Genomic DNA, 21,737 nt, shown 5'->3' with positions numbered 1-21,737 from the left:
ATGATCACCACAGAGATACGCCTCGACCACGAGAGCGCCATCGCCCACGCCGTCTCGGTGACCCGCCAGGCGGCCCGCGAGCTGGACCTGACGCCGCTGCTGACGGAGCGGGCGGCCGTGACGGCCTCAGAGCTGAGCAGCAACATCGTCAAGCACACGCATGGCGGGGTGCTGCTGGTGCAGCCCGAACCCGTGGGCGGCCTGGAACTGCTCGCCCTCGACCGCGGGCCGGGCATGGACGACGTCGCCCGCTGCCTGGCCGACGGCTACAGCAGCGCCGGCACGCTGGGCAGCGGGCTGGGCGCGGTGCGCCGCCTGGCCACCACGTTCGGGATCTTCTCCCATCCGCGGCGCGGCACCGCGATCTTCGCCCGGTTCGGCGCCGCCCCTTCCGCCGCGCGGACGGGTACGCTGCGGCTGCCCGCGGCGGGGGAGGACCACAGCGGTGACGCGTACACGCTGGTCGAGACCGCCGACGCCACTCTCGTCCTGGTCGTGGACGGCCTCGGCCGGGGCGCGGAGGCGGCCCGGGTCAGCCGGTCGGCCACCGAGGCGTTCCTGCTCGACCCCGGCCGTCCCCTGCCGCAGGCCATGGAGGCCATCCACGCCGCGCTCAGGAACACCAGGGGAGCCGCCGCGACGGCGGTCCGGCTGCCCCGCGACGCCGCCGAGGTCGAGTTCTGCGGGGTGGGCAACGTGAACGCGGTGGTGCTCGACGGGGACGGCCCGCCCGTCCTGATGACCCCGCAGCCGGGAACGCTGGGCCTGCGCATCCCCCCGTTCCGCCGCCAGACCGCTCCGCTGCCGGCCGGGGCCACCGTGGTGGTGCACAGCGACGGGATCGCGCCCGGCTGGTCGCGTGCGGCGGGCGGCTGGATGTTCACCCAAGCTCCTCCGTTGCTCGTGGGCCTGCTGGCACGCGATCATCGGCGCTACCGTGATGACGCGACGATCGTCGCGCTCAGGGAGTGGTGATGGAGCCGGTTACGGACACCGCCGCGCAGCACCGGATCCGGCGGCTGGAGGACGAGCTCGCCAAGCTCAAGGACGAACTGGCCAACACCAACCAGGGCGTGCTGGCCCTGGTCGTGGAGCTGGAGGAACGGGACGAGCAGCTCCGCCGGGCGCACCGGGCGATCTTCCGGGAGCTGGAGGACGCGCTGCGCCCGCCGGTCCCCCAGGTGGAGCAGGTGGAGCTCGCGGTTTACTACTCCCCGGCCGAGGACGACGCGCCGACGGGCGGCGACCTCTACGACGTGGTCGTCATGCCGAGCGGTGACCTGCACCTGGTGGTCGTGGACGCGGTCGGCCACGGGGTGGCCAGCACCCGCGCCGCGCTCAACATCATCCACGCCATCCGCGTGCTCGCCCTGGCCGGGCTGCCGCTGGAGCACCTGATCGAGCGGGCCGCCGCGATCCTCCAGCCGGTCTACCGGGACCTGATGGGAACCGTACTGGTGGCCCGCCTCGACCGGCGGACGGGGACGCTCCGTGTGGTCACCGGCGGGCACCCGCCACCGCTGATCGTCGAGCCCGGCGAGCCGCCCGCCTACCTGGAGGTCTGGGGGCGCGGCGTCGGCTACCCCGCGCCGGGCAGCGACGGCGTCGCCGAGCGGTTGCTGGCGCCCGGCACGCTGGTGCTGTTCTACACCGACGGGCTGGTGGAGGCGCGCCGCGACCTCAACGCGGGGCTCGACGAGCTGGTCGAGCTGACCGGGCGGCACCGGGCGCTGCCGGTACGCGACCTGACCGACACGCTCGTACGCGTGATGCACCGTCAGGTGCTGCACAGCGACGACACCCTGCTCCTCGCCATGCGCTGGACTCCCTGACCTCCAGCGGCCGAACGCGTCGACAGCTGGAGGCGGTCATGCCCGATCATCCGACACCATCCCGCAGGGGCCGTGAGCTCGTCGCGGGCGCGTACGACATCCATGTCCACGTCGCGCCCGACGTGATGCGGCGGCGCATCGACGACCTGACCCTCGCGCCGCGGTTCGCCGAGGTCGGGCTCGCCGGTTTCGTGCTCAAGTCCCACTATGTCCCCACGGCCGAGCGCGCGGCGGTCGTGCGCGCGGCCGTCCCCGGCTTCGGCGCGGTCGGGGCCATCACCCTGAACGGGTCGGTCGGCGGCATGAACCCGGTCGCCGTCGAAGTGGCCGCGCGGGGCGGTGCGCAGGTCGTCTGGCTGCCCACGGTGGACAGCGCCAACCAGCGCGAGTGCACCGCGAACGATCCCGCGGGCGCCCGCCCCCCGATGTGGGCGCGCCTGCAGGAGGAGCTGCGGACCGAGGGCATCATGGCGGACCCGGTGCACGTCGTGGGCCCGGACGGCGCCGTGCTCGACGCCACCCGGCAGGTGCTGCGGGTGATCGCCAAGCACGACCTGACCCTGGCCACCGGCCATCTCGGCGCGTCGGAGATCGAGACGGTGGTGGACGCCGCCGTCGCGGCGGGCGTACGCCGGATGGTGATCACGCACCCGGAGTTCACCTCCCAGCGGGTGGCGCCCGAGGCGCAGCGGCGGCTGGCCGCCAAGGGCGCCCTGCTCGAACGCTGCTTCACCACCCCCTACACGGGAAAGGTGACCTGGGAGGCGTGGCTGGCCAACATCCACGCGGCCGGTCCCCGGCACTCGGTGCTCTCCAGCGACCTCGGCCAGCCGTTCAACCCCCCGGTGGAGGACGGCCTGGCGCTCCTCGCGGACCGGCTCCTCGCCGAGGGCTTCAGCGAGGAGGACGTACGGGTCATGGCGGTGCGCAACTCCCGCTGGCTGGCCGGCGCCGACGACCTCCTGGCCAGGCCCTGAACCCGGCCGGCACCCGCTCGGCCTGCTCCATCATGTCCCTGACGATCTCCGCGGCGGGCTTGACGTCGTGGACCAGCCCGACGCCCTGCCCCATCGGCCGGCCGGTCGTGCCACTCCGCCACCACGCGGTTGCGCTGCACCCGCATCGGGTTGAACCACGGGAACTCCGGCCCGAAGATCGACGTCAGCACCGAGCCGTCGCCCGTGGCGGCGACCAGCCGCCGGTAGTGCTCGCGATGCGCGCGGGCGCATACCGCGACCTGCTCGGCGGTGCTGAGGAAGGTGATGAGGCTGACGTGGAACGGCGCCCCTCCGGTCCGGCTCCTGACCTCGCGGACGGTCTCCCGGAGCCGGCCGGGGAGCATGAGCGCGGCACCGATCGCGCCGATGCCGCGCCGGCCCCCTCGTGAGGGGCTAGATCACTGGATCTTCCACTGCTGGCTGGTGAGAGCGGGGGTCTTGCAGTCGAACTGCTGCAGCCTGCCGTCCGGGTTGATGGTCACGCACTGGTTGCTGTGCCGGAAGATGAGCCGGTGATAGCCGTTCGCCACGGCTTCGAGGCGGAACTGCTGGCCGGCCCCCTCGGCGCCGTCAGCGCAGGGCGTCGCGGACACCAGGGCCCTGAGGGTGACGTCGAGGTCACCGACACCGAGGCAATGGCCGCTGCTCTTGGCGACGAGCCGGACGAACCCGTCCGTCGTGGGCCGCAGGGTGAAACGCTGGTCGGCCGCCGCCGCGTCACATGGCTTCTGGACGGCCGTCGCCTGCGCGCACTGGCCGCTGCTGAGCAACTGCAACTGCCGCTCACCCGTCGGCGCCGGCACCGGGGCGGGCAGGGTGTAGCCGCGCACCATCGCGATGGCCGGGTCCGGGTCGGGCGCGCGCACCTGGTGCATGCACAACTGCTCGGGGTCCGTCAGGTCCCTGGGGTTCGGGCTGTACGTCCAGATCATCACGCCGCCCACGCCGGACAGGAAGTAGCCGTCGAACTCCTTCTTGAACATCGCCGAGCGCTGCTGCGTCGTGATCGAGCACCCGGGGGGACCGGCGACGATGCCCGACTCGCCGACGATGATCGGCTTGTTGAGTTTGTACAGCTGCGACAGCGTGGGCCCGAGGTGGCGGGAGATGACCTGGTCGGCGTGGTTCTCGTCGTACTCGTGCAGGCTGCCCACGTCGATGTTCGGCCCGGCGTGCAGGAGGCCGTAGTTGGTCGCGTTGCCCGTGCCCTCGGTGTACTCCGCCATGGTGCCGCTCGTCACCAGGTGGAAGCGGTCGCGCGCCTTGATGTACGCGGCGGTTTCGTCGAGGAAGTTCTTGATCATCTCAGTGGTGACGCCGACGGTCTTGTACCCCGGCTCGTTGATGATCTCCCACATGCCGATGGCCGCGGAGTCCTTGTAGCGCGTCACCACGGTGTTCACCCATGGCAGGTACGCGGCCTTGTAGCCCCCTTCGTACCAGGCCTTGTCCTTGGCCTCCTCGCGGCAGTCCTTGCCCTGGTTGGCCAGCGACAGGATCAGCTTCTGCCCGTGCGCCGTGGCCCGCTCGACGATGAGGTCCAGCTTGTCGACCTCCCAGCCGGCGAACGCCCAGGTCCGGGTCATGGACGCGGGCGGCAGCCCGGCGAAGTACGCGTCCAGCTCCGCCCGTGTCCAGGCCACGTTGGTCGCGCACCCCGTCATGCCGAAGGCGTTGAAGCCGACGAAGTGGTACTTCCGGCCGTCGAGCATCAGGTTCCTGCCCGACCGGTAGACGAAGCCGGCCGGCGTGACGGGCCTGCGCGGCACGGAGGTATGCGGCGGCACCGGCCTGGTGGCCCGCGGCCTGGGGCTCACGGAGTACGACCTGGTGGTGGAGGGCGTGGGACTCACCGTCGCCTTGGGTCGCCGGATGGGGACCGAGGACGGGCTCCTCACCGGGGTGGGCGTCGGAGTGGCCGCCTGCGTCACGGAGGCCGAGGCGGGCGCCGCACCGGACATCCCAGTGAGGAGCAGGCCGGCCACCAGGCACAGCGCCGAGCCGGGGGCCACCAGCCGGGCTAACGTCTTGGACAAGGGTCTCTCCTGGCCACAAGCCCGAGAAGAGGCCCGCCCCTGCCGAGCATGTGACGTGGTCGATGGGTTCAGTGACCGTTAGAGGGTAGGGCAGATCAGCATTTATGGGCTTGACTTTCCGCGCCAGGTGACTGGGCATCGCGTGCCAGGCCGTGGGGTAGCGGGGGCTGGTCCGCATCGGCCGATGACGACAGATTCGCGGTCTGCGTATGGACACAAAGTGTCAATGTTCCAGATTTAAGGAACCGTCCATGCCAGATACAAGGTTTTCAGTGCTTGTCGGTTTACGCTCCCCGTCATGCGTGTTAAGTCCCGGATCATGGCGATCCTTGGTGCGGCCGGCGTCGTCGCCGGCTCGATCGCCACCTTGTCCTCACCCTCCGTGGCCGCGGCGCCCGGAACCGTGGTCATCAGCCAGGTCTACGGCGGAGGGGGCAACTCCGGCGCCCCTCTCTCCAACGACTACGTCGAGCTGTTCAACAGGAGCGGCGCTCCCGTGTCGCTGGACGGCTGGTCCGTGCAGTACACCAGCGCCAGCGGCACCGGGAACTTCGGCTCCAACAAGGCCGACCTCTCCGGCACCCTCGCTCCGGGCCAGTACCACCTCGTGCAGCTCGCCGCGGGCACCACCCCGAGCGGCGCGCTGCCCCAGCCCGACAGCGTCGGCACCATCAACATGAGCGGCACCGCCGGCAAGGTGGCCCTGGTCCGCTCGGCGGACGGCCTGGCCTGCAACGGCTCCACCACCCCCTGCTCCGGCGACCAGCTCGCGCTGCTCGCCGACCTGGTCGGGTACGGCAGCGCGAACTTCTCCGAGGGCTCGCCGGCCCCCGCGCTCACCAACGCCACCGGCGCGCTCCGCAAGAGCGCGGGCTGCGCCGACACCGACGACAACGGCGCCGACTTCGAGACCGCGGCCCCCGCGCCGCGCAACACCGCCACCACCGCGGCTCCCTGCGGCGGCGGTGAGGAGCCGACGCCGACGCCGACGCCGACGCCCACCCCGACGCCGACCCCGACGCCCGAGGACTGCGACACCGCACCCACGCACCTGATCTCCCAGGTCCAGGGCGCCGGTGACACCAGCCCGGTCGATGGCCAGAACGTCCGGGTCGAGGGCGTCGTCACCGGCTCCTTCCAGGGCTCCGGCCAGCTCGGCGGCTTCTACCTCCAGGCCGCCAAGCCGGACAAGGACCCGGCGACCTCCGAGGGCCTGTTCGTGTTCTCCTCCTCGCCGGTCAAGGCCGGTGACCGGGTGCTCGTCTCCGGCAAGGCGATCGAGTTCAACGGCCTCACCGAGATCTCGCCGGCCACCGCCGTGAACGTCTGCGGCACCGGCTCGATCAAGCCGATCGACGTGAAGCTGCCCATCAAGCAGGGCGTCACCTTCGAGCGCTACGAGAACATGCTCGTCACCATCGACGGCGACCTGGCCGTCTCCGAGATCTACAACCTGGGCCGGTACGGCGAGATCACCCTCTCCGGCGACAGCCGCCTGTGGCAGCCGACCGACCGCAAGGGCGTCGACACCGAGAAGGACGCGCGGCGCACGATCCTGCTCGACGACGGCTCCAACGTGCAGAACCCGCCCACGCTGCCGTACCACACCGAGGGCTCGAACACCGTTCGGGCCGGTGACGAGGTGCGGGACCTGACCGGCGTCCTCACGTACGGCTTCGACGTCTACCGCGTCCAGCCGACGGAGCCGGTGGTCTTCAAGCCCGAGAACCGGCGCCCCGCCCGGCCGGCGGGAGTCGGCGGCAACATCCGGGTGGCCAGCCTCAACACCCTCAACTGGTTCACCACGCTCGGCTCGCGCGGCGCCACCACCGCCGCGGAGCGGGACCGCCAGCTGGCCAAGCTGGTCGCCAACATCACGACGCTCAACCCCGCCGTCGCCGGGCTGATGGAGATCGAGCGCAACAACGACGTGGCGCTCAACGCCCTGGTCGCCGCGCTCAACGCCAAGGCCGGCGCCGGTACGTACAAGGCGATCACGCACCCGAACCCGGGCACCGACCTCATCCAGACCGCGCTGATCTACCAGCCGGCCAAGGTGAACCCGGTGGGCGCGCCGCGGTCGTCGTCCGACCCGATCTTCAACCGGCCGCCGCTGGTGCAGACCTTCAGCAAGGCCAACGGGCGGGGCGAGACCTTCACGGTGCTGGTGAACCACTTCAAGTCCAAGGGCTGCACCGACTTCGACGGCCCCGCCACCGGTCCCGACGCCGACCAGGGCGACGGGCAGAGCTGCTACAACGCCAAGCGCGTCAAGCAGGCCAACGCCGTACTGGCCCTGATCGACGAGTACCGCCTGAAGAACGTGCTCGTCGTCGGCGACATCAACGCCTACGGCGAGGAGGACCCGATCCACGCCTTCGAGGAGGCCGGGCTCGCCAGCCTGAGCAAGAAGTACGTGGAGAAGGACGACCGCTACAGCTACGTCTTCGACGGCCTGTCCGGTGAGCTGGACCACGTGCTGGCAGACAAGGGCGTGCGCAAGCTGGTGACCGGCGCCACCATCTGGCACGTCAACGCCGACGAGGGCCGGTTCATGGACTACAACACCGAGTTCAACCCGCCCTACCTGTACGCGCCCGACCCCTACCGCTCGTCCGACCACGACCCGCTGCTGGTGGGTCTGAACCTCTGAGCACGACCGCGGTCGCGGCGGGGGGACCCCCCGCCGCGGCTCCCGGCCGTGGGCGCCTCACACCTCCCCGGCGAGGCGCAGGATGGCGTTGGCCAGCACGTCGATGCCGTTGCCGCAGGCCGACGGGCTCGAATACTCGCGGGGAGTGTGGCTGATGCCGCCGTTCTCGCCCGCGACGAAGACCATGGCCGCCGGGCAGATGGCGGCGATCTCCTGGGCGTCGTGCCCGGCGCCGGACATCGCCCGTACGTAGGGCAGGCCCAGCGCGTCGGCGGTCTCGGCGATGACGTCCTGGATGCCCTCGTGGAAGGGGATCACCGCGGTCCTGGCCATGCGCTCCCACGCCGCGGTGACCCGGTGCCGGTCGGACAGGGCGTCGACATGTTCGGCCAGGTGCTTCTCGGCGGCCGTCATCAGGGTGTCGTCGGGGTTGCGCAGGTCAACGGTCAGCGTCGCCTCGCTGGGGATGACGTTGGTCTGGCCGGGCAGCAGCCGGAGGTCGCCGACGGTGCCGCGGAGCTGCCCGTACTCTCCCGAGTCGCACATGCGGCGTATCTCGACGATCACCTCCGCGGCGGCGAGCCCCGCGTCGGCGCGGCTCTCGATGGGCGTGGTGCCCGCGTGCGCGGCCTCGCCGCGCAGGGTGAGCCGCTGCCAGGAGATGGACTGGACGCCGGTGACGATGCCGATGTCCACCCCGGCCGTGGCCAGGATGGGGCCCTGCTCGATGTGGCACTCGATGTAGGCGTGCGGGACGGGCCTGATCTCGGGCGCGTCGCCGTCGAACCCGATCCGTACCAGCTCGTCCTTGACGGTGGCCCCGCCGGCGTCGGTGAGGTTGTGGGCGTATTCGAGCGTCAGCCGCCCGGCCGTCACCGCGGAGCCCAGCATGTCGGTGCCGAAGCGGACGCCCTCCTCCTCGGTGAAGAAGCCGATCTCGATCGGCCGCCGGGTGCGGACGCCCGCCTCGTTCAGCGTCCGTATCACCTCGATCCCGCCGAGCACGCCGAGCGTGCCGTCGAACGCGCCGCCGGTGGCGACGGTGTCGATGTGGCTGCCCATCAGCATGCACGGCAGGCCGGGCTCCTCGCCGGCCCGCTCGCCGTAGACGTTGCCGATGCGGTCGACGCGTACCTTCAGCCCGGCCTGGCGCATCCACGACACCACGAGGCGGCGGGCTCGCGCGTCCTCGTCCGTGAGGGCGAGCCGTCTGACGCCACGCAGTCCGGTGGCCTCGTCGTCGTAGCCGCCGATCTCCTTGAGCTCCATGAGATCGCGCCAGAGGCGCTCGCGGTTGATGCGGATCTCGGTCACGAGCGGATCCCTTCGGTGGACATGCGCAATTGTGACAGATTCCTCCCTCTGGGTAACTACCAGTGCAGGGGTTCGAGCAGCTCAGCGGCCCCGCCCGGGGGTGGGCGGCGCAGCGGGCGGCGGGGGAGAGATGATGCAGGGGTACGACGTCGAGGGACCGGCGCTGCGGCTGGGGGCCCTGGTGCGGGAGGACGGCACCGCCGATCCCGCGGAGCAGATCCGGATCGCCCTGAGCATGCTCAACCGGCACGGGCTGGTGGCCGGGGCCACCGGCACGGGGAAGACCAAGACCCTGCAACTCATGGCGGAGCAGCTCGCCGCGCAGGGCGTTCCGGTCTTCCTGGCCGACGTCAAGGGCGACCTGTCGGGCCTCGCCTCGCCGGGCACGCCCTCCGAACGCGTCACCCGGCGGGCCACCGAGGTCGGGCAGACGTGGCAGCCCGCGGCCTGCCCTGCGGAGTTCCTCTCCCTGGGCGGCCTGGGGCAGGGCGTGCCGATCCGCGCCACCATGACCGCCTTCGGGCCGACCCTGCTCGCCAAGGTGCTCGGGCTCAACGAGACGCAGGAGTCGTCGCTCGGGCTGATCTTCTACTTCGCCGACAAGCAGGGGCTGCCGCTGCTGGACCTCAAGGACCTGATCGCGGTCATCCGCTACCTGACCGCCAACCCGGAGGTGCTGAGCGGGATCGGCGGGCTGTCGGCGGCCACGGCCGGGGTCATCCTCCGCGCGCTGACCAACTTCGAGGCCCAGGGGGCGGAGGCGTTCTTCGGCGAGCCTGAGTTCGACGTGCGCGACCTGCTCCGGGTGACGGGTGACGGCCAGGGGACGGTCTCCGTTCTGGAGCTGCCCGCCGTGCAGGACCGGCCGCAGCTCTTCTCGACGTTCCTGATGTGGCTGCTCGCCGATCTCTTCCAGGCGCTTCCCGAGGTCGGGGACGTCGACAAGCCGAAGCTGGTGTTCTTCTTCGACGAGGCGCATCTGCTGTTCACCGGCGCGTCCAAGGCGTTCTTGCAGGCGATCGTGCAGACCGTGCGGCTGATCCGGTCGAAGGGCGTGGGCGTGTTCTTCGTCACCCAATCGCCGGACGACGTGCCCGCCGACGTGCTGGCCCAGCTCGGCGCCCGGGTGCAGCACGCCCAGCGGGCCTTCACCCCGCAGGACGCCAAGGCGCTCAAGGCCACCGTCTCGACCTTCCCCAAGTCCTCCTACGACCTCGAACGGCTGCTCACCGAGCTCGGCATCGGCGAGGCGGTCGTCACGGTCCTGTCGGAGACCGGCGCGCCGACCCCCGTGGCCTGGACGCGGCTGCGCGCCCCGCAGACGCTCATGGCACCGTCGGGGCCGGACGTGATCCAGCGGATCGTCGCCGCCTCGCCGCTGCAGCGGAAGTACGGCACGGCGGTCGACCGCCAGTCGGCGTACGAGATCCTGTCGGCGAAGCTGGCCGCCGAGCACCCCGCCGAGCCCGCCGAGCGGCCCGCCACCCGGGAGGCCCCGCGCCGGCCGGAGCCGGCGCAGTCCGTGCTGGACGGCGTGCTGGAGTCGAAGGAGTTCCGCTCCTTCGCGCGGTCGGCGGCCTCCGCCCTGGGCCGGGAGATCACCAGGTCCATCTTCGGCACCGCCCGCCGGGGCCGGCGCTGACGGCGTCTCCCGGCGGGCGCCGGCCCTGTCTCCCGTTCGCCCCGTCGGTGCCCCGTCAGTTCCTCGACCGGGTCCAGCCGTCGGGGACGAACAGGGCGGCGTCGCGCGGGTTCCGGTCCTCGAAGCGCACGCCGGGACCGCTGATCCGCACCTCGTCCACGTACACGCCGCGGCCCTGGTAGAGCGTGTCGCTCGCGTAGCGCCACCGCAGCCCGGTGGTCCCGGTGGCGAGCTGTGCCTGCGCGCGCAGCCACCGGCGGCCCTGGAAACCCGAGAACGTGCCGTCCGACGACCAGCGGTGACGGCCGGCGCTCAGCTCCATCGGCACCGGGCTCCAGGTGGCGCCGCCGTCGGTGCTGGCCTCCAGGAAGCCGACGTCGGAGTCCGCCTCCGTGTCGTACCAGAGCGCGAAGGACAGCCGCCCGCCCTGGGGTGCGCCGACCGGCAGCGTGAGCGTCGCCGTCCGGGCGTCCCCGACTCCGGAGAACCACGCGTCCGGTCCCTGGGCCGGACGCACCGGAACGGCCAGCGCCAGGTCGCGGGCGACCGCCCGGCGGGCCGGGTTGTTGGAGCCCCAGTCCCGGCTGGGGTGCACCCGGTTGGTCAGCAGGATCATGAACGAGCCGGACAGCGGGTCGATGACGAGCGACGTCCCGGTGTAACCGGTGTGACCGCCGGTCACCGGCGAGGAGAGCCCGTCCATGAACCACATCTGGTCGAGCTCGAAGCCGAGGCCGTGCGAGTTGCTGGGGAAGGCGGTGTTGAAGTTGGTCAGCAGCAGCCGTACGGAGTCCTGCGACAGGACGCGCGTCCGGCCGTAGTGACCGCCGTTGAGCAGCGTCTGAGCCAGGACGGCCAGGTCGTACGCCGTGGAGAAGACCCCGGCGTGGCCCGCGACCCCGCCGAGCGACCAGGCGTTCTCGTCGTGCACCTGGCCCCAGACCAGACCGCGGTCGGGCTCCGTGGTGGTCTGGTACTCAGTGGCGGCGATCCGCGGTTTGAGCGCCGGGTCGGGGTTGTACCCGGTGTCGCGCATTCCGAGCGGCCCGGTCAGGCCCTCCGCGACCACCGCGTCGAGCCGCCTGCCGGTCACCCGCTCCACGATCACCCCGAGCGTGATCAGGTTGAGGTCGGAGTAGACGTAGACCGTTTCGGGCGGGCTCGACGGCACGACGTTCCAGACGGCGGCGTAGCGCGCCTCCAGGGTCGGGGCGGTGTGCAGCGGGATCCACGACGGCAGCCCCGAGGTGTGGGTGAGCAGGTGCCGGACCGTGATCCCGCCCTTGCCGTTGGCCGCGAACTCCGGCACGTACGCGGTCACCGGCGTGTCGAGCCCGATCCGGCCGTGCTCGATCTGCTGCACGGCCACGATCGAGGTGAACAGCTTGGACACCGACGCCAGGTCGAAGATCGTGTCCCGGCGCATCGGGTGCTGCTGGTCGGGCGGCAGCTCGGTGGGCTTGGAATCGGCGTAGCGCACCGCCTGGCCCATCGCCTCGTGGGCCGCGATCACGCCGTCCCGGCCCGCGATCACGACCGCGCCCGGATAGAGCGGCCGGGCCGGCGACGGCCGCATGAACACGGCGGCGTCGGGCGCGATCCGGCTCACGTGCTCGGGCACGAGATCCGCCGCGCGGGCGGAGCCGTACCGGAGCACTTTGTCGGCGAAGCGCACGTCGCCGATGGTGACGGTCGGCGGGCCATCGACGGCCGCCGCCGCGGGCAGGGCGGTCGTCACGGCGAGCGCCGCCGCGATCAGGAGAACGGGTAACGGCCGCGCCACTAGTTCCCCCCGCGGTAGATCAGGTGCTGCCGGCGCTTCCTGGAGAACTCCTGGAGCGGGCCGGCCCAGCCGCGCTCCACCTCGTCCGCGTCCTTCCCCGCGTCGATGTCGGTCCTGACCTGGGTCGAGCCGGTCAGCTTGTCGATCCAGTACGGCCGCGCCGGGTCGTAGGCGTCGTAGCGCCAGGCGAAGCCGCCCGGGTAGACCCGCCGAGCCGTGACCAGCATCGCGATGCCCGTCTTGACCGGGTCGAACGCCTCCCGGTCCGTGACGTACAGCTGCACCCCGCCGCACAGCGTGTTCACGTGCTTGGAGAACGTCGGCGTGAAGTAGGCCAGCCGGAACCGGGCGCCGGGCAGCTCCAGCTCGTTGAGCGCGTCCGCCCACCGGTGGTCCACGTACGGGGCTCCGATGAGCTCGAACGGCCGGGTGGTGCCGCGTCCCTCCGACAGGTTGGTGCCCTCGAACATGCCGGTGCCCGGGTAGACGAACGCGGTGTCCACGGTGGGCATGTTCGGCGAGGGCAGGACCCAGGGCAGGCCGCTGTCCTCATAGGCCTGGTCCCGCTGCCAGCCGCGCATCTCCACGACCGTGGGACCGACCTGCCCGTCGAGGAACTCGGCGTCGAACAGCTTCGCCAGCTCGCCGACGGTCATGCCGTGCGCCTGGGAGATCGCCTCCCGGCCGACGAACGTGGAGAACTGCGGCGTCATGATGGGCCCGTAGGCCCGCCGGCCGGTGATCGGATTGGGCCGGTCGAGCACGACGAACCGCTTGCCGGCCAGCGCCGCCGCCTGCATCGAGTCGAACAGCGTCCAGATGTAGGTGTAGAAGCGGGCGCCCGCGTCCTGGATGTCGAACATGATCGTGTCCACGTCCGACCTGGTGAAGATGGCGGCCAGGGCCTGCCCGCTGCTCTGGTAGGTGTCGTAGACCGGCAGCCCGGTCTGCTCGTCCACGTAGAAGCCCTCGGAGCCGCCTGCCTGGGCCGCGCCGCGGAACCCGTGCTCGGGGCCGAACACCGCGGTGAGGTCGATCTTGTCGCTGGCGGCCATCACGTCGACCACGTGGCGCAGGTCCGGCAGGATGCCGGTCGGGTTGGTCACGATGCCGACCTTCTGGCCCCGTACGAGCTCGTAGTCGTCGGCCATCAGGACCTGGATGCCGGTCTGGAGTTTCCGGTGCCGGGTCCGGTCGTCGAAGGAGGGAATGGTCATGCCTGCCCCGGCCACGGCTGTGGCAGCGGTGGACAGCACGGCTCGCCGGGAGAAGAAATGGCCCATCAGGTGCTGCTCCGTCCTGGGAGGAGGGTCAGTATCTCAGGCTGTGTCCGTAGGGGTAGAGCACCGACCCGTCGGCGGCCGGAATCGTCACCGGGAGTCTGCCGCTGGGCTTGGTCCGGCCGAACAGCACCCGTGCGGTGGCCTCCATCGCCGGCCTCTCCCACGAGTAGGTCGCGAGATAGGTCGGAGCGCCGGGGAGGCTCGCGATGTCGTACGGGTTCCGGGCGGCCACGACGACGACGGGCTTGCCGGTGGCGAGCAGGGCGTTGACGAGGTTGCGCTGGGCGGCCGAGCCGGCGGAGTTGACCGTGGTGACCACGACCACGTCGGCGGCGTTCGCCCTGGTCACGGCGGCCTCGATGGTGGCCGCGGCAGGGGCCGTGCCGGTCTCGAACAGCTCGGTGGTGACGCCGAGCTCGCCGATCGCCCGGGCCAGCCGCTCGGCCGGCGGGATCTTCACGGACGGCGGCGTGACGTTGCGGTAGCCGGTCACCAGCACCCGCTGCCTGGAGTTCCTTAGCGGCAGCACGCGGGCGTCGTTCCTGACCAGGGTGACGCTGTGGTCGGCGACCGTGCGGGCGACCGCCTGGTGCGCGCGGGTGCCGAGGCGGTCGGGTACCTTGCGCTCGTCGACCTGCTGGTCACCGTGGAAGAAGCCGCGCCGCTGCTTCAGGCGCAGGATCCGGTGGACGGACTCGTCGATGCGCTCCTCGGTCAGCTCACCCGAACGGACGGCGTCCAGCACGGCGTTGTAGGCGACGTCGAGGGAGATCGTGCTGGTCGTGTCGTCCACGATCATGAGCATGTCCACGCCGGCCTTGAGGGCGAGCACCGGGATGCGTTCGTCGCCGTACTTGTCGCGTACGCCCTGCATGGACAGCGAGTCGGTGACCACGACGCCGTCGTAGCCGAGCTCGTCGCGGAGCAACCCGGTCATGATCTCCGGGTCCAGCGTCGCGGGGTCGCAGCCCTCCTGGGTGGCCACGTCGCAGTCGCTCTGCAGGTACGGCATGACGACGTGCGCCGTCATGACCATGTCGGCGCCCGCGGCGATGCCGGCCCGGAACGGCGGCGCGTCGATCCGCTCCCACTCCTCCCTCGTGTGGAAGATCCACGGCACGCTGTTGTGGCTGTCGTTGACCGTGTCGCCGTGGCCGGGGAAGTGCTTGAGCGAGGCCGAGACGCCGCCCTGCTGCAAACCGCGGACCGCGGCCCGGGTCAGGTCCGACACGAGGCCGGTGTCCTCCCCGAACGAGCGGACGCCGATCACCGGGTTGCCCGGGTCGACGTTGACGTCGGCGACCGGGGCGTAGTTCTGGTTGATGCCGAGCGCCGCCAGCTCCTGGCCGGTGACCTTCCCCGCGGCGAGCGCGTCGCCCGCGCTACGGGTGGCACCGAGCGCCATCTGCCCGGGGAACGCGGTGAACGGCTCGTCGAGCCGGTAGACGGCGCCGTGCTCCTGGTCGGTGGCGATCAGCAGCGGGATCCTCGCCGGCTGGGCCAGTGCCGCCCGCTGTAGGTCGTTGGACAGGCCCGCCGTCCTGACGGGGTCGTTGAGGTTGTTCGACCAGCGGAAGTAGAGGATGGCGCCGAGCTTGTACCGGGCGATGAGGTCGTCGCCGTTCCGGATGTCCGGGCCGTACATCGTCTGGTTGGCCGCGACGTCCGCGGGGGCGGTCGTGTCGCCGCTCTCCCCGTAGACGTTCGCCGCGAACAGTTGCCCGACCTTCTCCTCCAGGCTCATGCCCGCGATCTTCTTGCGGATCCAGCGATCGGTCCCGCCCTCGGCCCGCACAGCCGGTGTCGCCACGAGAACCATGGCCGCTGTCAGCACCAATAACCTTGGATAACGCATCTGTCCTCCAAGTCCTCGCATGTCGGTAAATTTTCATGCAAGGTGGACTGCCACACGAAAGTTACTTTCATCCCTACGGATGGTCAACGCTTTCGCGGCGGAAACCTCTCGCCCTCCCGGTCGTGGCTACCCCTGGCGCAGCCCCAGCGCTTCGGCCGCGCTCTCCAGCGCGGCGAGGTGTTCGTCCACGGAGCCCAGACCCGCCTTCATGGTGTTGAGGGCGAGATGGGTGGCACCGGCCTCCCGCCACTGCCCTGCCAGCTCGCTCACTTCCTCGGCGCTGCCCCGCCAGGAGGCCCGGCCCTCCATACCGAGCGCGGCGGGGTCGCGTCCCGCCCGCGCGGCGGCCTCCTCGACCATCGCCTTGGCCTCGGCCAGCCGCGGGCCCGGGGACATCTGCGGGAACCACCCGTCGGCCAGCCGCCCGGCACGGCGGTAGGCCGCGGGCGACTGCGCGCCGAACCAGACGGGGATCGGCCGCTGCACCGGCAGAGGTGCCAGCCCCGCTCCCGTCACCTGGTCGAAGGCGCCGTCGAAGGTGACCGTCTGCTCGGTCCACAACCGGCGCATCAGCTCGACCTGCTCCTCGACGCGCTTGCCGCGGGTGCCGAAGTCCTGGCCGAGGGCCTCGTACTCGACCTGGTTCCAGCCCAGCCCGACGCCCAGCCGGAAACGGCCGGCGCTGAGCAGGTCCACCTCCGCCGCCTGCTTGGCCACCAGCGCCGTCTGCCGCTGGGGCAGGATGATGACGCTCGTGACGAGTTCCAGCGAGGTCAGCGCGGCGAGGTAGCCGAACAGGACCATCGGCTCGTGGAACGTGGTCCGCACGTCATAGGGGCCCTCCCAGCCCTCGTGGACCGCCGGATCCGCGCCGAGGACGTGGTCGAAGGCCATCACGTGGCGGTAGCCGAGCTCCTCGACCGCCTGTCCGTAGGCGCGTACCGCTCCCACGTCCGGGCCGATCTCGGTCTGCGGAAAGACGACACCGATCTGCATGCGTAGCTCCCGTCGATCATCAGGTGACCCGCACATCATCGCGGAACGGCGGCGGAAGCCCGAGGCGACCCACCCGTCATGGAGCAGACGTGTGCAGTGCCGTGGCGCGTCAGTGCCGCTCCTGGCGTGGCAGCAGCACCTCGCTCAGGATGAGCTGGATGGCGGCGGCCACGGGGATGGCCAGCAGGGCGCCCACCACGCCCAGCAGGGCGCCGCCGATGAGGGCGGCCACGATGGTGGCGGCGGCGGGCACGTCCACGGAGGACTTCATCACCTTGGGGGCGATCACATAGTTCTCGACCTGCTGGTAGACGACGAAGAACACCAGGCAGCCGATCGCGACCGGGAGCGAGACGAACAGCGCGGTGAGGGTGGCGACGGCGGCGCCGATCCCGGCTCCGACGAGCGGGATCAGGTCGGTGACGGCCACGATGATGGCCAGCGCCAGCGCGTACGGCACCCCCAGGATCGACAGCACGAAGAACGTCGTCACCCCGGCGATGAGCGAGATGATCAGGTTGCCGGCCACGTAGCCGCCCACCCGCCGGAGGATCTCGTCACCGAGACTCTGGACGCGCGGCCGGCGGCTGCGCGGCACGAGCAGATATCCGGTGCGGGTGATCGAGCGCAGCGAGGCCAGGAAATACAGGGTGAGGATGAGCACGGTCAGGGCGGAGAAGACGGCGTTGACCACGATGCCGGCCGCGCCGAGCAGCCCGCCGAAGACCTGGCGGCCGAGGTCCCCGCTGAGGAGGTAGGACTGCAGGCGTTCGAGCAGGCCGAAGCGCTGGTCCAGGTCGCGTACCTGGGGGTTGTTCTGCAGCTGGGCGATGTAGCCGGGCAGTCTCTGCACGAAGTCGCCGGCCTGCTGCGACAGCGCCGGGATCACCGCCACGCCGAACGCGGCGAAGAACGCGATCACCGCGACGAACACCAGGGTGATCGCCGCCCAGCGCGGCAGGCCGACCTGGTGCAGCCGGCGCACCGCCGGGTCCAGCCCGACCGCCAGGAACAGCGACACCACGATCAGGATGAGCATGGAGGCGGTGGTCGCCAGCGCCTGCACCAGCAGCCAGGCGGTCAGGACGCCGAGGGCCGCGGTGAAGCCGAAGGTGAACGGCCCGCTGCCGAAGGTGAACGTCGTGCCTTTGGAGGGCCGCCTGAGAGGCGGGTTCTGGGCGCGGTCCGGGCTCTGGGTGCGGTCGCCGTCCGTCGCGGGCGGATCGGGCGCCGGGCGGGGCGGGGGTGCGGTGTCGGGCATGGGGGCTCCTTCGCGTGGCCGGATTCAGGGCCGCTCGTCCGGCGGCAGGCAGATCGTGAGCGCGCCCGGCACGACCGCGGCCTCGATGCGGGTGGTGGCCTCGCGCTCCCCGCCGTCCAGCTCGTACGTCAGCGGCGCGCCGAACCGGGCGGACACCTGCCTCGCCCGGGTGATCCGTACGAAGGGGGAGTCGTCGGAGCGTCCGGTGGCCATCCTGCCGATCACCCGGGCCCACTGGATCGGCCCCTTGGCGGTGGAGACCCCGACCTCCAGCCAGCCGTCGTCCGGCCGGGCGTCGTCGAACGCCTCGACCCCGCCGGCGATCGTGCTGACGTTGCCCAGCAGCAGGCAGCTCGCCTGCCCGTCGAACCAGGGCGCCCCGTCGAGCTCCACCCGCATGGGCACCAGCGGCCCGTCCACGTGCCGAACGGCCGCCCTGACGTAGCTGAGCTTGCCTAACCGCCGCTTGGCCCGCCCGCCGACGTCGGCGATCATCTCGGCCTCGAACCCGGCCCCGGCCATCACCGCGAAATGCTCGCCGTTGAGCACCCCCAGGTCCAGCCGCTCGCGCCGCCCGTGGAAGCCGATCCGTACGGCCTCCTCCAGGTCGGCGGGGATGCCGAGGTTCGCGGCGAACAGGTTGGCGGTGCCCGCGGGGAGCACGGCCATCGGCACCCCGGAGCCGGCCAGCCCGTCGGCGCAGCGTTGCACCGTGCCGTCACCGCCCCACACGAAGACGAGGTCGGCGCCCTGGTCGAGGGCCTTGCGCAGCTTCTTGGGCGCCTTCTTGCTCTTGGCCACCTCGTACCAGAGCAGGTCGCCGACGTCATGCTCGGCGATGAGGGCGCGCAGCCTGTCCAGGCCGGCGCCGAGGGTCTTCTTGCGGTGCGCGACGACCGCCACGGTGGGGGACATGCATTCCGCGCTACCCGTGACGGGGGCATTCAGGCAGGAATCAATTCCGCCTGCCGGGGTAGCGCGGAGCCGGTGAGAGCGCACCTGAGGTACTACGCCTCCACGATCATATTGCCGATGGCCCTGATGGCCGGGGTGACGTACGGCGCGGGCCGGCTGGTCCTCGCCTGGCCGACCGGCGAGGCGGCCATGAGCCGGGCCCTGGCCGCGGACCGTACGTCCCTGTGGAACACGCTCACCGACTTCGGCAGCAGCCTGTCGGACACCCCGTACATCGTGGCGCTCACGGCGGTGGCGGCGATCGCCTTCCGGCTCGTGTTCCGGCGCTGGCGGGAATCGATCTTCCTCGTCGCGGCCGTCTGGAGCCAGTCGCTGGTCTTCCTGGCCACCACCGGGGCCGTCGGACGGCACCGGCCGCCGGTGGGCCACCTCGACCCGGCCCCGCCCACGTCGAGCTTCCCGTCCGGGCACGTCAGCGCCGCCGTCGCGTTCTACTGTGGGATGGCGCTCGTCCTGACCACGCACGTGCGCGGGCGGGCGCTCCAGGTGGCGATCTGGGTGCTCGGTGGCGCCGCGCCGCTCATGGTGGGCTTCTCCCGGCTGTACCGCGGCATGCACTTCCTCACCGACGTCGCCTGGGGCCTGCTGCTCGGCGCCGGCTGCGTCGTGATGGCCGCGCGGGCGATCCTGTACCGGCGGCGCCGGTCCTCAGAAGCCCTTGAACCGGCGTAGGCCGTGCCAGAACTCTTGGACCGGCGTAGGCCGTGTCAGAGCCCTTGGACCGGCGGTCAGAAGCCCTTGGACCGGCGTAGCCGGGGCGGGCGTCCGTCCGGGTCCACGACCGACCGGTACAGCGGCATGGCCAGCGCCCGCCGGACGCGCCCGAGCCGGGGCCGCGGATGCGGGCGCAGCCGGCCCGGCGGGCGGGGACCCCGGCAGCCGCCCTCATGCCAGGACTCCAGCCGGGCGGCCGACTCGGCGAACACGTCGAACGCCTCCGCCGGGTCGCACAGGTCGGCCACGTCGCCCGCGTCGCGGTCAAGGTGCTCGGCCGCCAGCGTGAGCCGGAGGTCCCTGGCGTACCTGCGGGCTCCGGCGGGCGGGCGCGGGTCGGGCTCCGCGTCGATGACGGCGCAGCTCAGTTCCGAGTCGTACGTCCAGGAGCGCAGGTTGACGTTGTCGGACCCGACGGCCGCCCACACGTCGTCGACCACGCAGACCTTGGCGTGCACGTACACCGGCGTGCCCCGGTGGTTCTCCAGGTCGTAGATCGCCACCCGGTCGCCGCCGGCGTCCAGCAGCCGGGAGAGCGCCTCCGCCCGGCCGATGAGGCTGGCCGGGCCCGCCAGCCAGCCGTCCTGGTCCGGATGGCGCGGCACCACGATGATCATGCGGAGGTCCCGCTCCCGCTCCAGCGCCCCGGCGAACGGCTCGATCACGTCCGTCGACCACAGGTACTGGTCCTCCAGGTAGACCAGCGAACGCGCCCGTCCCAGCACCTTGTGATACGCCCTGGCCACACTGCGCTCGCCCTCAGGCGCGAACGGGTAGGCCCGCCGCAGATGCGGATACGTACGCAGCAGTTGCACGGCATGGGTGCCGGCCGGGAGCGGCGGCGGGCCGGGATCGGGCAGCGGCGGCACGTCGGCCATCCGGGTCAGGCGGTCGCGCAGCCGGCGCAGCGGCTGGCGGGTCTCGGGGGCCGGGTCCTCCCAGCGCTCGCAGAAGACCTTCTCCACCTCGGCCACGGCGGGGCCGTGGATCGCCACCTGCACGTCGTGCCACGGCGGGCGCTCACCGTACGGGCCCGACATCGGAGCGGACTGCGGGTCTCCGAGGTGCTCGGCGTCGTCGCGGCGGCTGTGACACAGGTCGATGCCGCCGAGGAACGCCACGTCCCGGCCCGGGTCGCCGTCGTGGCGCAGGACCACGAACTTCTGGTGATGGGAGCCGCCGCGCCGTACCCGGGTGTCGAGCAGCGCCTGCCCGCCGGCCGCCTCGATCTCCTCGCCGAGGTGCCGGTTCTCGGCCGAGCTGAATCGCAGCGCGTCCAGGTGCGAACGCCAGATCAGCCCCCTGACCAGGGCACCCCGCTCGGCCGCCCGCGCCATCGCGGTCGCCACCCCGGGACCGTCCGGGGTGAGCCGCTCGTCGGGGTCGCCGCGCCAGTCGGCGAACAGCAGCAGGTCGTCCTGGCCCAGCCCGGCCAGGCCCGCGTGGAGTTCGGCGAAGTAGGCCGAACCGTGCACGAGCGGCCGGACCAGGTTGCCCTCCGACCAGGCCGCGAGTCGTGTCGCGGGGTTGCCGCGCTCCTCGCCGGTCAGGAACCACTCCACCAGAGCCGTGTCCTGGCGGTCGTCCGTGCGGCAGGTGAGCCTCATGTCCGCCGCCAGCGGGCCTCACCGAGGCAGTAACCGCCGAACAGCACCAGCCCGGCCGCCACCACCACCAGCAGCCAGGGTCCCACCGGGGTGTCGGCGAACGTCCTCAGCGTCGCGTCGATGCCCCCGGCCTTGCCGGGGTCGAAGGTGACGGCCGCCTGGACGACGAAGACCCCGGCCAGCGTCACGATCAGCCCGCGGGCGAGGTAACCGGCCGTCCCGAGCCGGTCCATCACCGTGCGGGCCCGCGGTGGCATCGGCCGGAGGTGCCTGCGGAACTTCTTCTTGACCCCCTCCCACATCCCGTACAGGCCGAACGCGGCGATGGCCACCCCGGCCACGCCCACGATGAGCTGCCCGGCGGGCAGCGCGAGCAGTTCGGCCGTCAGGTCGCGGGACTTCTCGTCATCGGACCCGGACTTGCCGGATAGGAGCAGGGTCAGCAGGGCGAAACATACGATCCCATACATCACGACGCGGCCCGCCGCCTCCACCCTGTCCATGGTCTTGAGATGCCCGAAGATCGCTTCGGACGCCTGCCAGAGGATCAGGGCGGCGAACCCCACCGTCATCACCCATAGGAGCACGGACCCGAAGGGCAGCGCCGAGACCGTACCGATAGCGCCGCTCTTGTCCGCCTCGTGCTCGTTGGTGCCGAACGCGATCTGGACCGCCAGCACTCCGATCAGCCCGTAGAGCACGCCCCGGCACACCAGCCCGACCCGGGCCAGCCGGTCCATGGCCGGGCTCTTCGCCGCCCGGCGAGCCGCAACCTCAACCTCGCTCAT

At 71.6% G+C, this 21,737-nt stretch carries 16 protein-coding genes; 6 read left to right on the top strand and 10 right to left on the bottom strand.

Annotated elements, in window-relative coordinates; translation table 11 throughout:
• Genes BLS95_RS35590 through BLS95_RS35580 form a run of 3 tightly spaced genes read left to right on the top strand, consistent with a single transcriptional unit; the run spans position 1 to position 2,809 of the window.
• The gene (locus BLS95_RS35590) at positions 1-975 is read left to right on the top strand and encodes a SpoIIE family protein phosphatase (RefSeq protein WP_090941814.1); all 975 of its coding nucleotides are present in this window, start codon (positions 1-3) and stop codon (positions 973-975) included.
• Complete coding sequence (locus tag BLS95_RS35585; RefSeq protein ID WP_090941811.1) at positions 975-1,832, top strand: PP2C family protein-serine/threonine phosphatase; 858 nt, start codon at positions 975-977, stop codon at positions 1,830-1,832. The genes BLS95_RS35590 and BLS95_RS35585 overlap by 1 nt, the downstream gene beginning before the upstream one ends.
• Positions 1,833-1,870: 38 nt before the next feature.
• Positions 1,871-2,809: a DUF6282 family protein gene (locus tag BLS95_RS35580; RefSeq protein ID WP_090941808.1), complete on the top strand. Its 939-nt coding sequence runs from the start codon at positions 1,871-1,873 to the stop codon at positions 2,807-2,809.
• 419 nt (positions 2,810-3,228) lie between these two features.
• On the opposite strand, the gene BLS95_RS35575 is transcribed toward BLS95_RS35580, so the two are convergent.
• Entirely contained in the window at positions 3,229-4,866 is a 1,638-nt protein-coding gene (locus tag BLS95_RS35575) for a cellulase family glycosylhydrolase (RefSeq protein WP_143043992.1), read from the bottom strand.
• 298 nt (positions 4,867-5,164) lie between these two features.
• On the opposite strand from BLS95_RS35575, the gene BLS95_RS35565 reads away from it, so the two are divergent.
• Positions 5,165-7,519 (top strand): ExeM/NucH family extracellular endonuclease, encoded by a 2,355-nt coding sequence (locus BLS95_RS35565; RefSeq protein WP_090941799.1) that lies wholly within the window; start codon positions 5,165-5,167, stop codon positions 7,517-7,519.
• Between the two features lie 57 nt (positions 7,520-7,576).
• Here BLS95_RS35565 and BLS95_RS35560 read toward each other — a convergent pair whose 3' ends face one another.
• On the bottom strand, positions 7,577-8,833 hold the full coding sequence (locus tag BLS95_RS35560) for a M20 family metallo-hydrolase (protein ID WP_218136143.1): 1,257 nt from the start codon (positions 8,831-8,833) through the stop codon (positions 7,577-7,579).
• Between the two features lie 130 nt (positions 8,834-8,963).
• Here BLS95_RS35560 and BLS95_RS35555 point away from each other — a divergent pair, with 130 nt between their 5' ends.
• The gene (locus BLS95_RS35555; protein WP_245765479.1) at positions 8,964-10,475 is read left to right on the top strand and encodes a helicase HerA-like domain-containing protein; all 1,512 of its coding nucleotides are present in this window, start codon (positions 8,964-8,966) and stop codon (positions 10,473-10,475) included.
• 55 nt (positions 10,476-10,530) lie between these two features.
• Here the strand turns inward: BLS95_RS35555 and BLS95_RS35550 are convergent, their stop codons facing one another.
• From BLS95_RS35550 to BLS95_RS35525, 6 genes are all read right to left on the bottom strand, one after another.
• The gene (locus BLS95_RS35550; protein WP_218136142.1) at positions 10,531-12,258 is read right to left on the bottom strand and encodes a serine hydrolase domain-containing protein; all 1,728 of its coding nucleotides are present in this window, start codon (positions 12,256-12,258) and stop codon (positions 10,531-10,533) included.
• The gene (locus BLS95_RS35545) at positions 12,258-13,541 is read right to left on the bottom strand and encodes an exo-beta-N-acetylmuramidase NamZ family protein (RefSeq protein ID WP_090941796.1); all 1,284 of its coding nucleotides are present in this window, start codon (positions 13,539-13,541) and stop codon (positions 12,258-12,260) included. Before BLS95_RS35545 ends, BLS95_RS35550 begins: the two co-directional genes overlap by 1 nt.
• A gap of 28 nt (positions 13,542-13,569) precedes the next feature.
• Complete coding sequence (locus tag BLS95_RS35540; protein ID WP_245765485.1) at positions 13,570-15,360, bottom strand: glycoside hydrolase family 3 protein; 1,791 nt, start codon at positions 15,358-15,360, stop codon at positions 13,570-13,572.
• A gap of 162 nt (positions 15,361-15,522) precedes the next feature.
• Positions 15,523-16,392 carry an LLM class F420-dependent oxidoreductase gene (locus BLS95_RS35535; protein ID WP_090941791.1) on the bottom strand — a complete coding sequence of 290 codons (870 nt, stop codon included), beginning with the start codon at positions 16,390-16,392 and terminating at the stop codon, positions 15,523-15,525.
• A gap of 109 nt (positions 16,393-16,501) precedes the next feature.
• Complete coding sequence (locus BLS95_RS35530) at positions 16,502-17,653, bottom strand: AI-2E family transporter (RefSeq protein ID WP_090941789.1); 1,152 nt, start codon at positions 17,651-17,653, stop codon at positions 16,502-16,504.
• Between the two features lie 24 nt (positions 17,654-17,677).
• Positions 17,678-18,568 carry a diacylglycerol/lipid kinase family protein gene (locus BLS95_RS35525; RefSeq protein WP_090942026.1) on the bottom strand — a complete coding sequence of 297 codons (891 nt, stop codon included), beginning with the start codon at positions 18,566-18,568 and terminating at the stop codon, positions 17,678-17,680.
• A gap of 72 nt (positions 18,569-18,640) precedes the next feature.
• Between BLS95_RS35525 and BLS95_RS35520 the strand changes: the two genes are divergently transcribed.
• Positions 18,641-19,300, top strand: a complete 660-nt coding sequence (locus BLS95_RS35520; protein ID WP_176993560.1) for a phosphatase PAP2 family protein — start codon at positions 18,641-18,643, stop codon at positions 19,298-19,300.
• A gap of 56 nt (positions 19,301-19,356) precedes the next feature.
• Here BLS95_RS35520 and BLS95_RS35515 read toward each other — a convergent pair whose 3' ends face one another.
• Entirely contained in the window at positions 19,357-20,949 is a 1,593-nt protein-coding gene (locus BLS95_RS35515) for a phospholipase D family protein (protein ID WP_090941784.1), read from the bottom strand.
• Complete coding sequence (locus BLS95_RS35510) at positions 20,946-21,737, bottom strand: DUF1206 domain-containing protein (RefSeq protein WP_090941781.1); 792 nt, start codon at positions 21,735-21,737, stop codon at positions 20,946-20,948. Before BLS95_RS35510 ends, BLS95_RS35515 begins: the two co-directional genes overlap by 4 nt.

Source organism: Nonomuraea jiangxiensis, from assembly GCF_900099965.1.
Classification (GTDB): Bacteria; Actinomycetota; Actinomycetes; order Streptosporangiales; family Streptosporangiaceae; genus Nonomuraea; species Nonomuraea jiangxiensis.
This window is presented reverse-complemented; position numbering and strand designations above follow the sequence as displayed.

Excerpts from the sequence above, each read along its gene's own strand:
- BLS95_RS35515 (WP_090941784.1), bottom strand. The coding sequence starts at position 20,949 with ATGAGGCTCACCTGCCGCACGGACGACCGCCAGGACACGGCTCTGGTG.
- BLS95_RS35530 (WP_090941789.1), bottom strand. The coding sequence starts at position 17,653 with ATGCCCGACACCGCACCCCCGCCCCGCCCGGCGCCCGATCCGCCCGCG.
- BLS95_RS35525 (WP_090942026.1), bottom strand. The coding sequence starts at position 18,568 with ATGTCCCCCACCGTGGCGGTCGTCGCGCACCGCAAGAAGACCCTCGGC.
- BLS95_RS35565 (WP_090941799.1), top strand. The coding sequence starts at position 5,165 with ATGCGTGTTAAGTCCCGGATCATGGCGATCCTTGGTGCGGCCGGCGTC.
- BLS95_RS35545 (WP_090941796.1), bottom strand. The coding sequence starts at position 13,541 with ATGGGCCATTTCTTCTCCCGGCGAGCCGTGCTGTCCACCGCTGCCACA.
- BLS95_RS35510 (WP_090941781.1), bottom strand. The coding sequence starts at position 21,737 with ATGAGCGAGGTTGAGGTTGCGGCTCGCCGGGCGGCGAAGAGCCCGGCC.
- BLS95_RS35535 (WP_090941791.1), bottom strand. The coding sequence starts at position 16,392 with ATGCAGATCGGTGTCGTCTTTCCGCAGACCGAGATCGGCCCGGACGTG.
- BLS95_RS35590 (WP_090941814.1), top strand. The coding sequence starts at position 1 with ATGATCACCACAGAGATACGCCTCGACCACGAGAGCGCCATCGCCCAC.
- BLS95_RS35585 (WP_090941811.1), top strand. The coding sequence starts at position 975 with ATGGAGCCGGTTACGGACACCGCCGCGCAGCACCGGATCCGGCGGCTG.
- BLS95_RS35555 (WP_245765479.1), top strand. The coding sequence starts at position 8,964 with ATGATGCAGGGGTACGACGTCGAGGGACCGGCGCTGCGGCTGGGGGCC.
- BLS95_RS35580 (WP_090941808.1), top strand. The coding sequence starts at position 1,871 with ATGCCCGATCATCCGACACCATCCCGCAGGGGCCGTGAGCTCGTCGCG.
- BLS95_RS35540 (WP_245765485.1), bottom strand. The coding sequence starts at position 15,360 with ATGGTTCTCGTGGCGACACCGGCTGTGCGGGCCGAGGGCGGGACCGAT.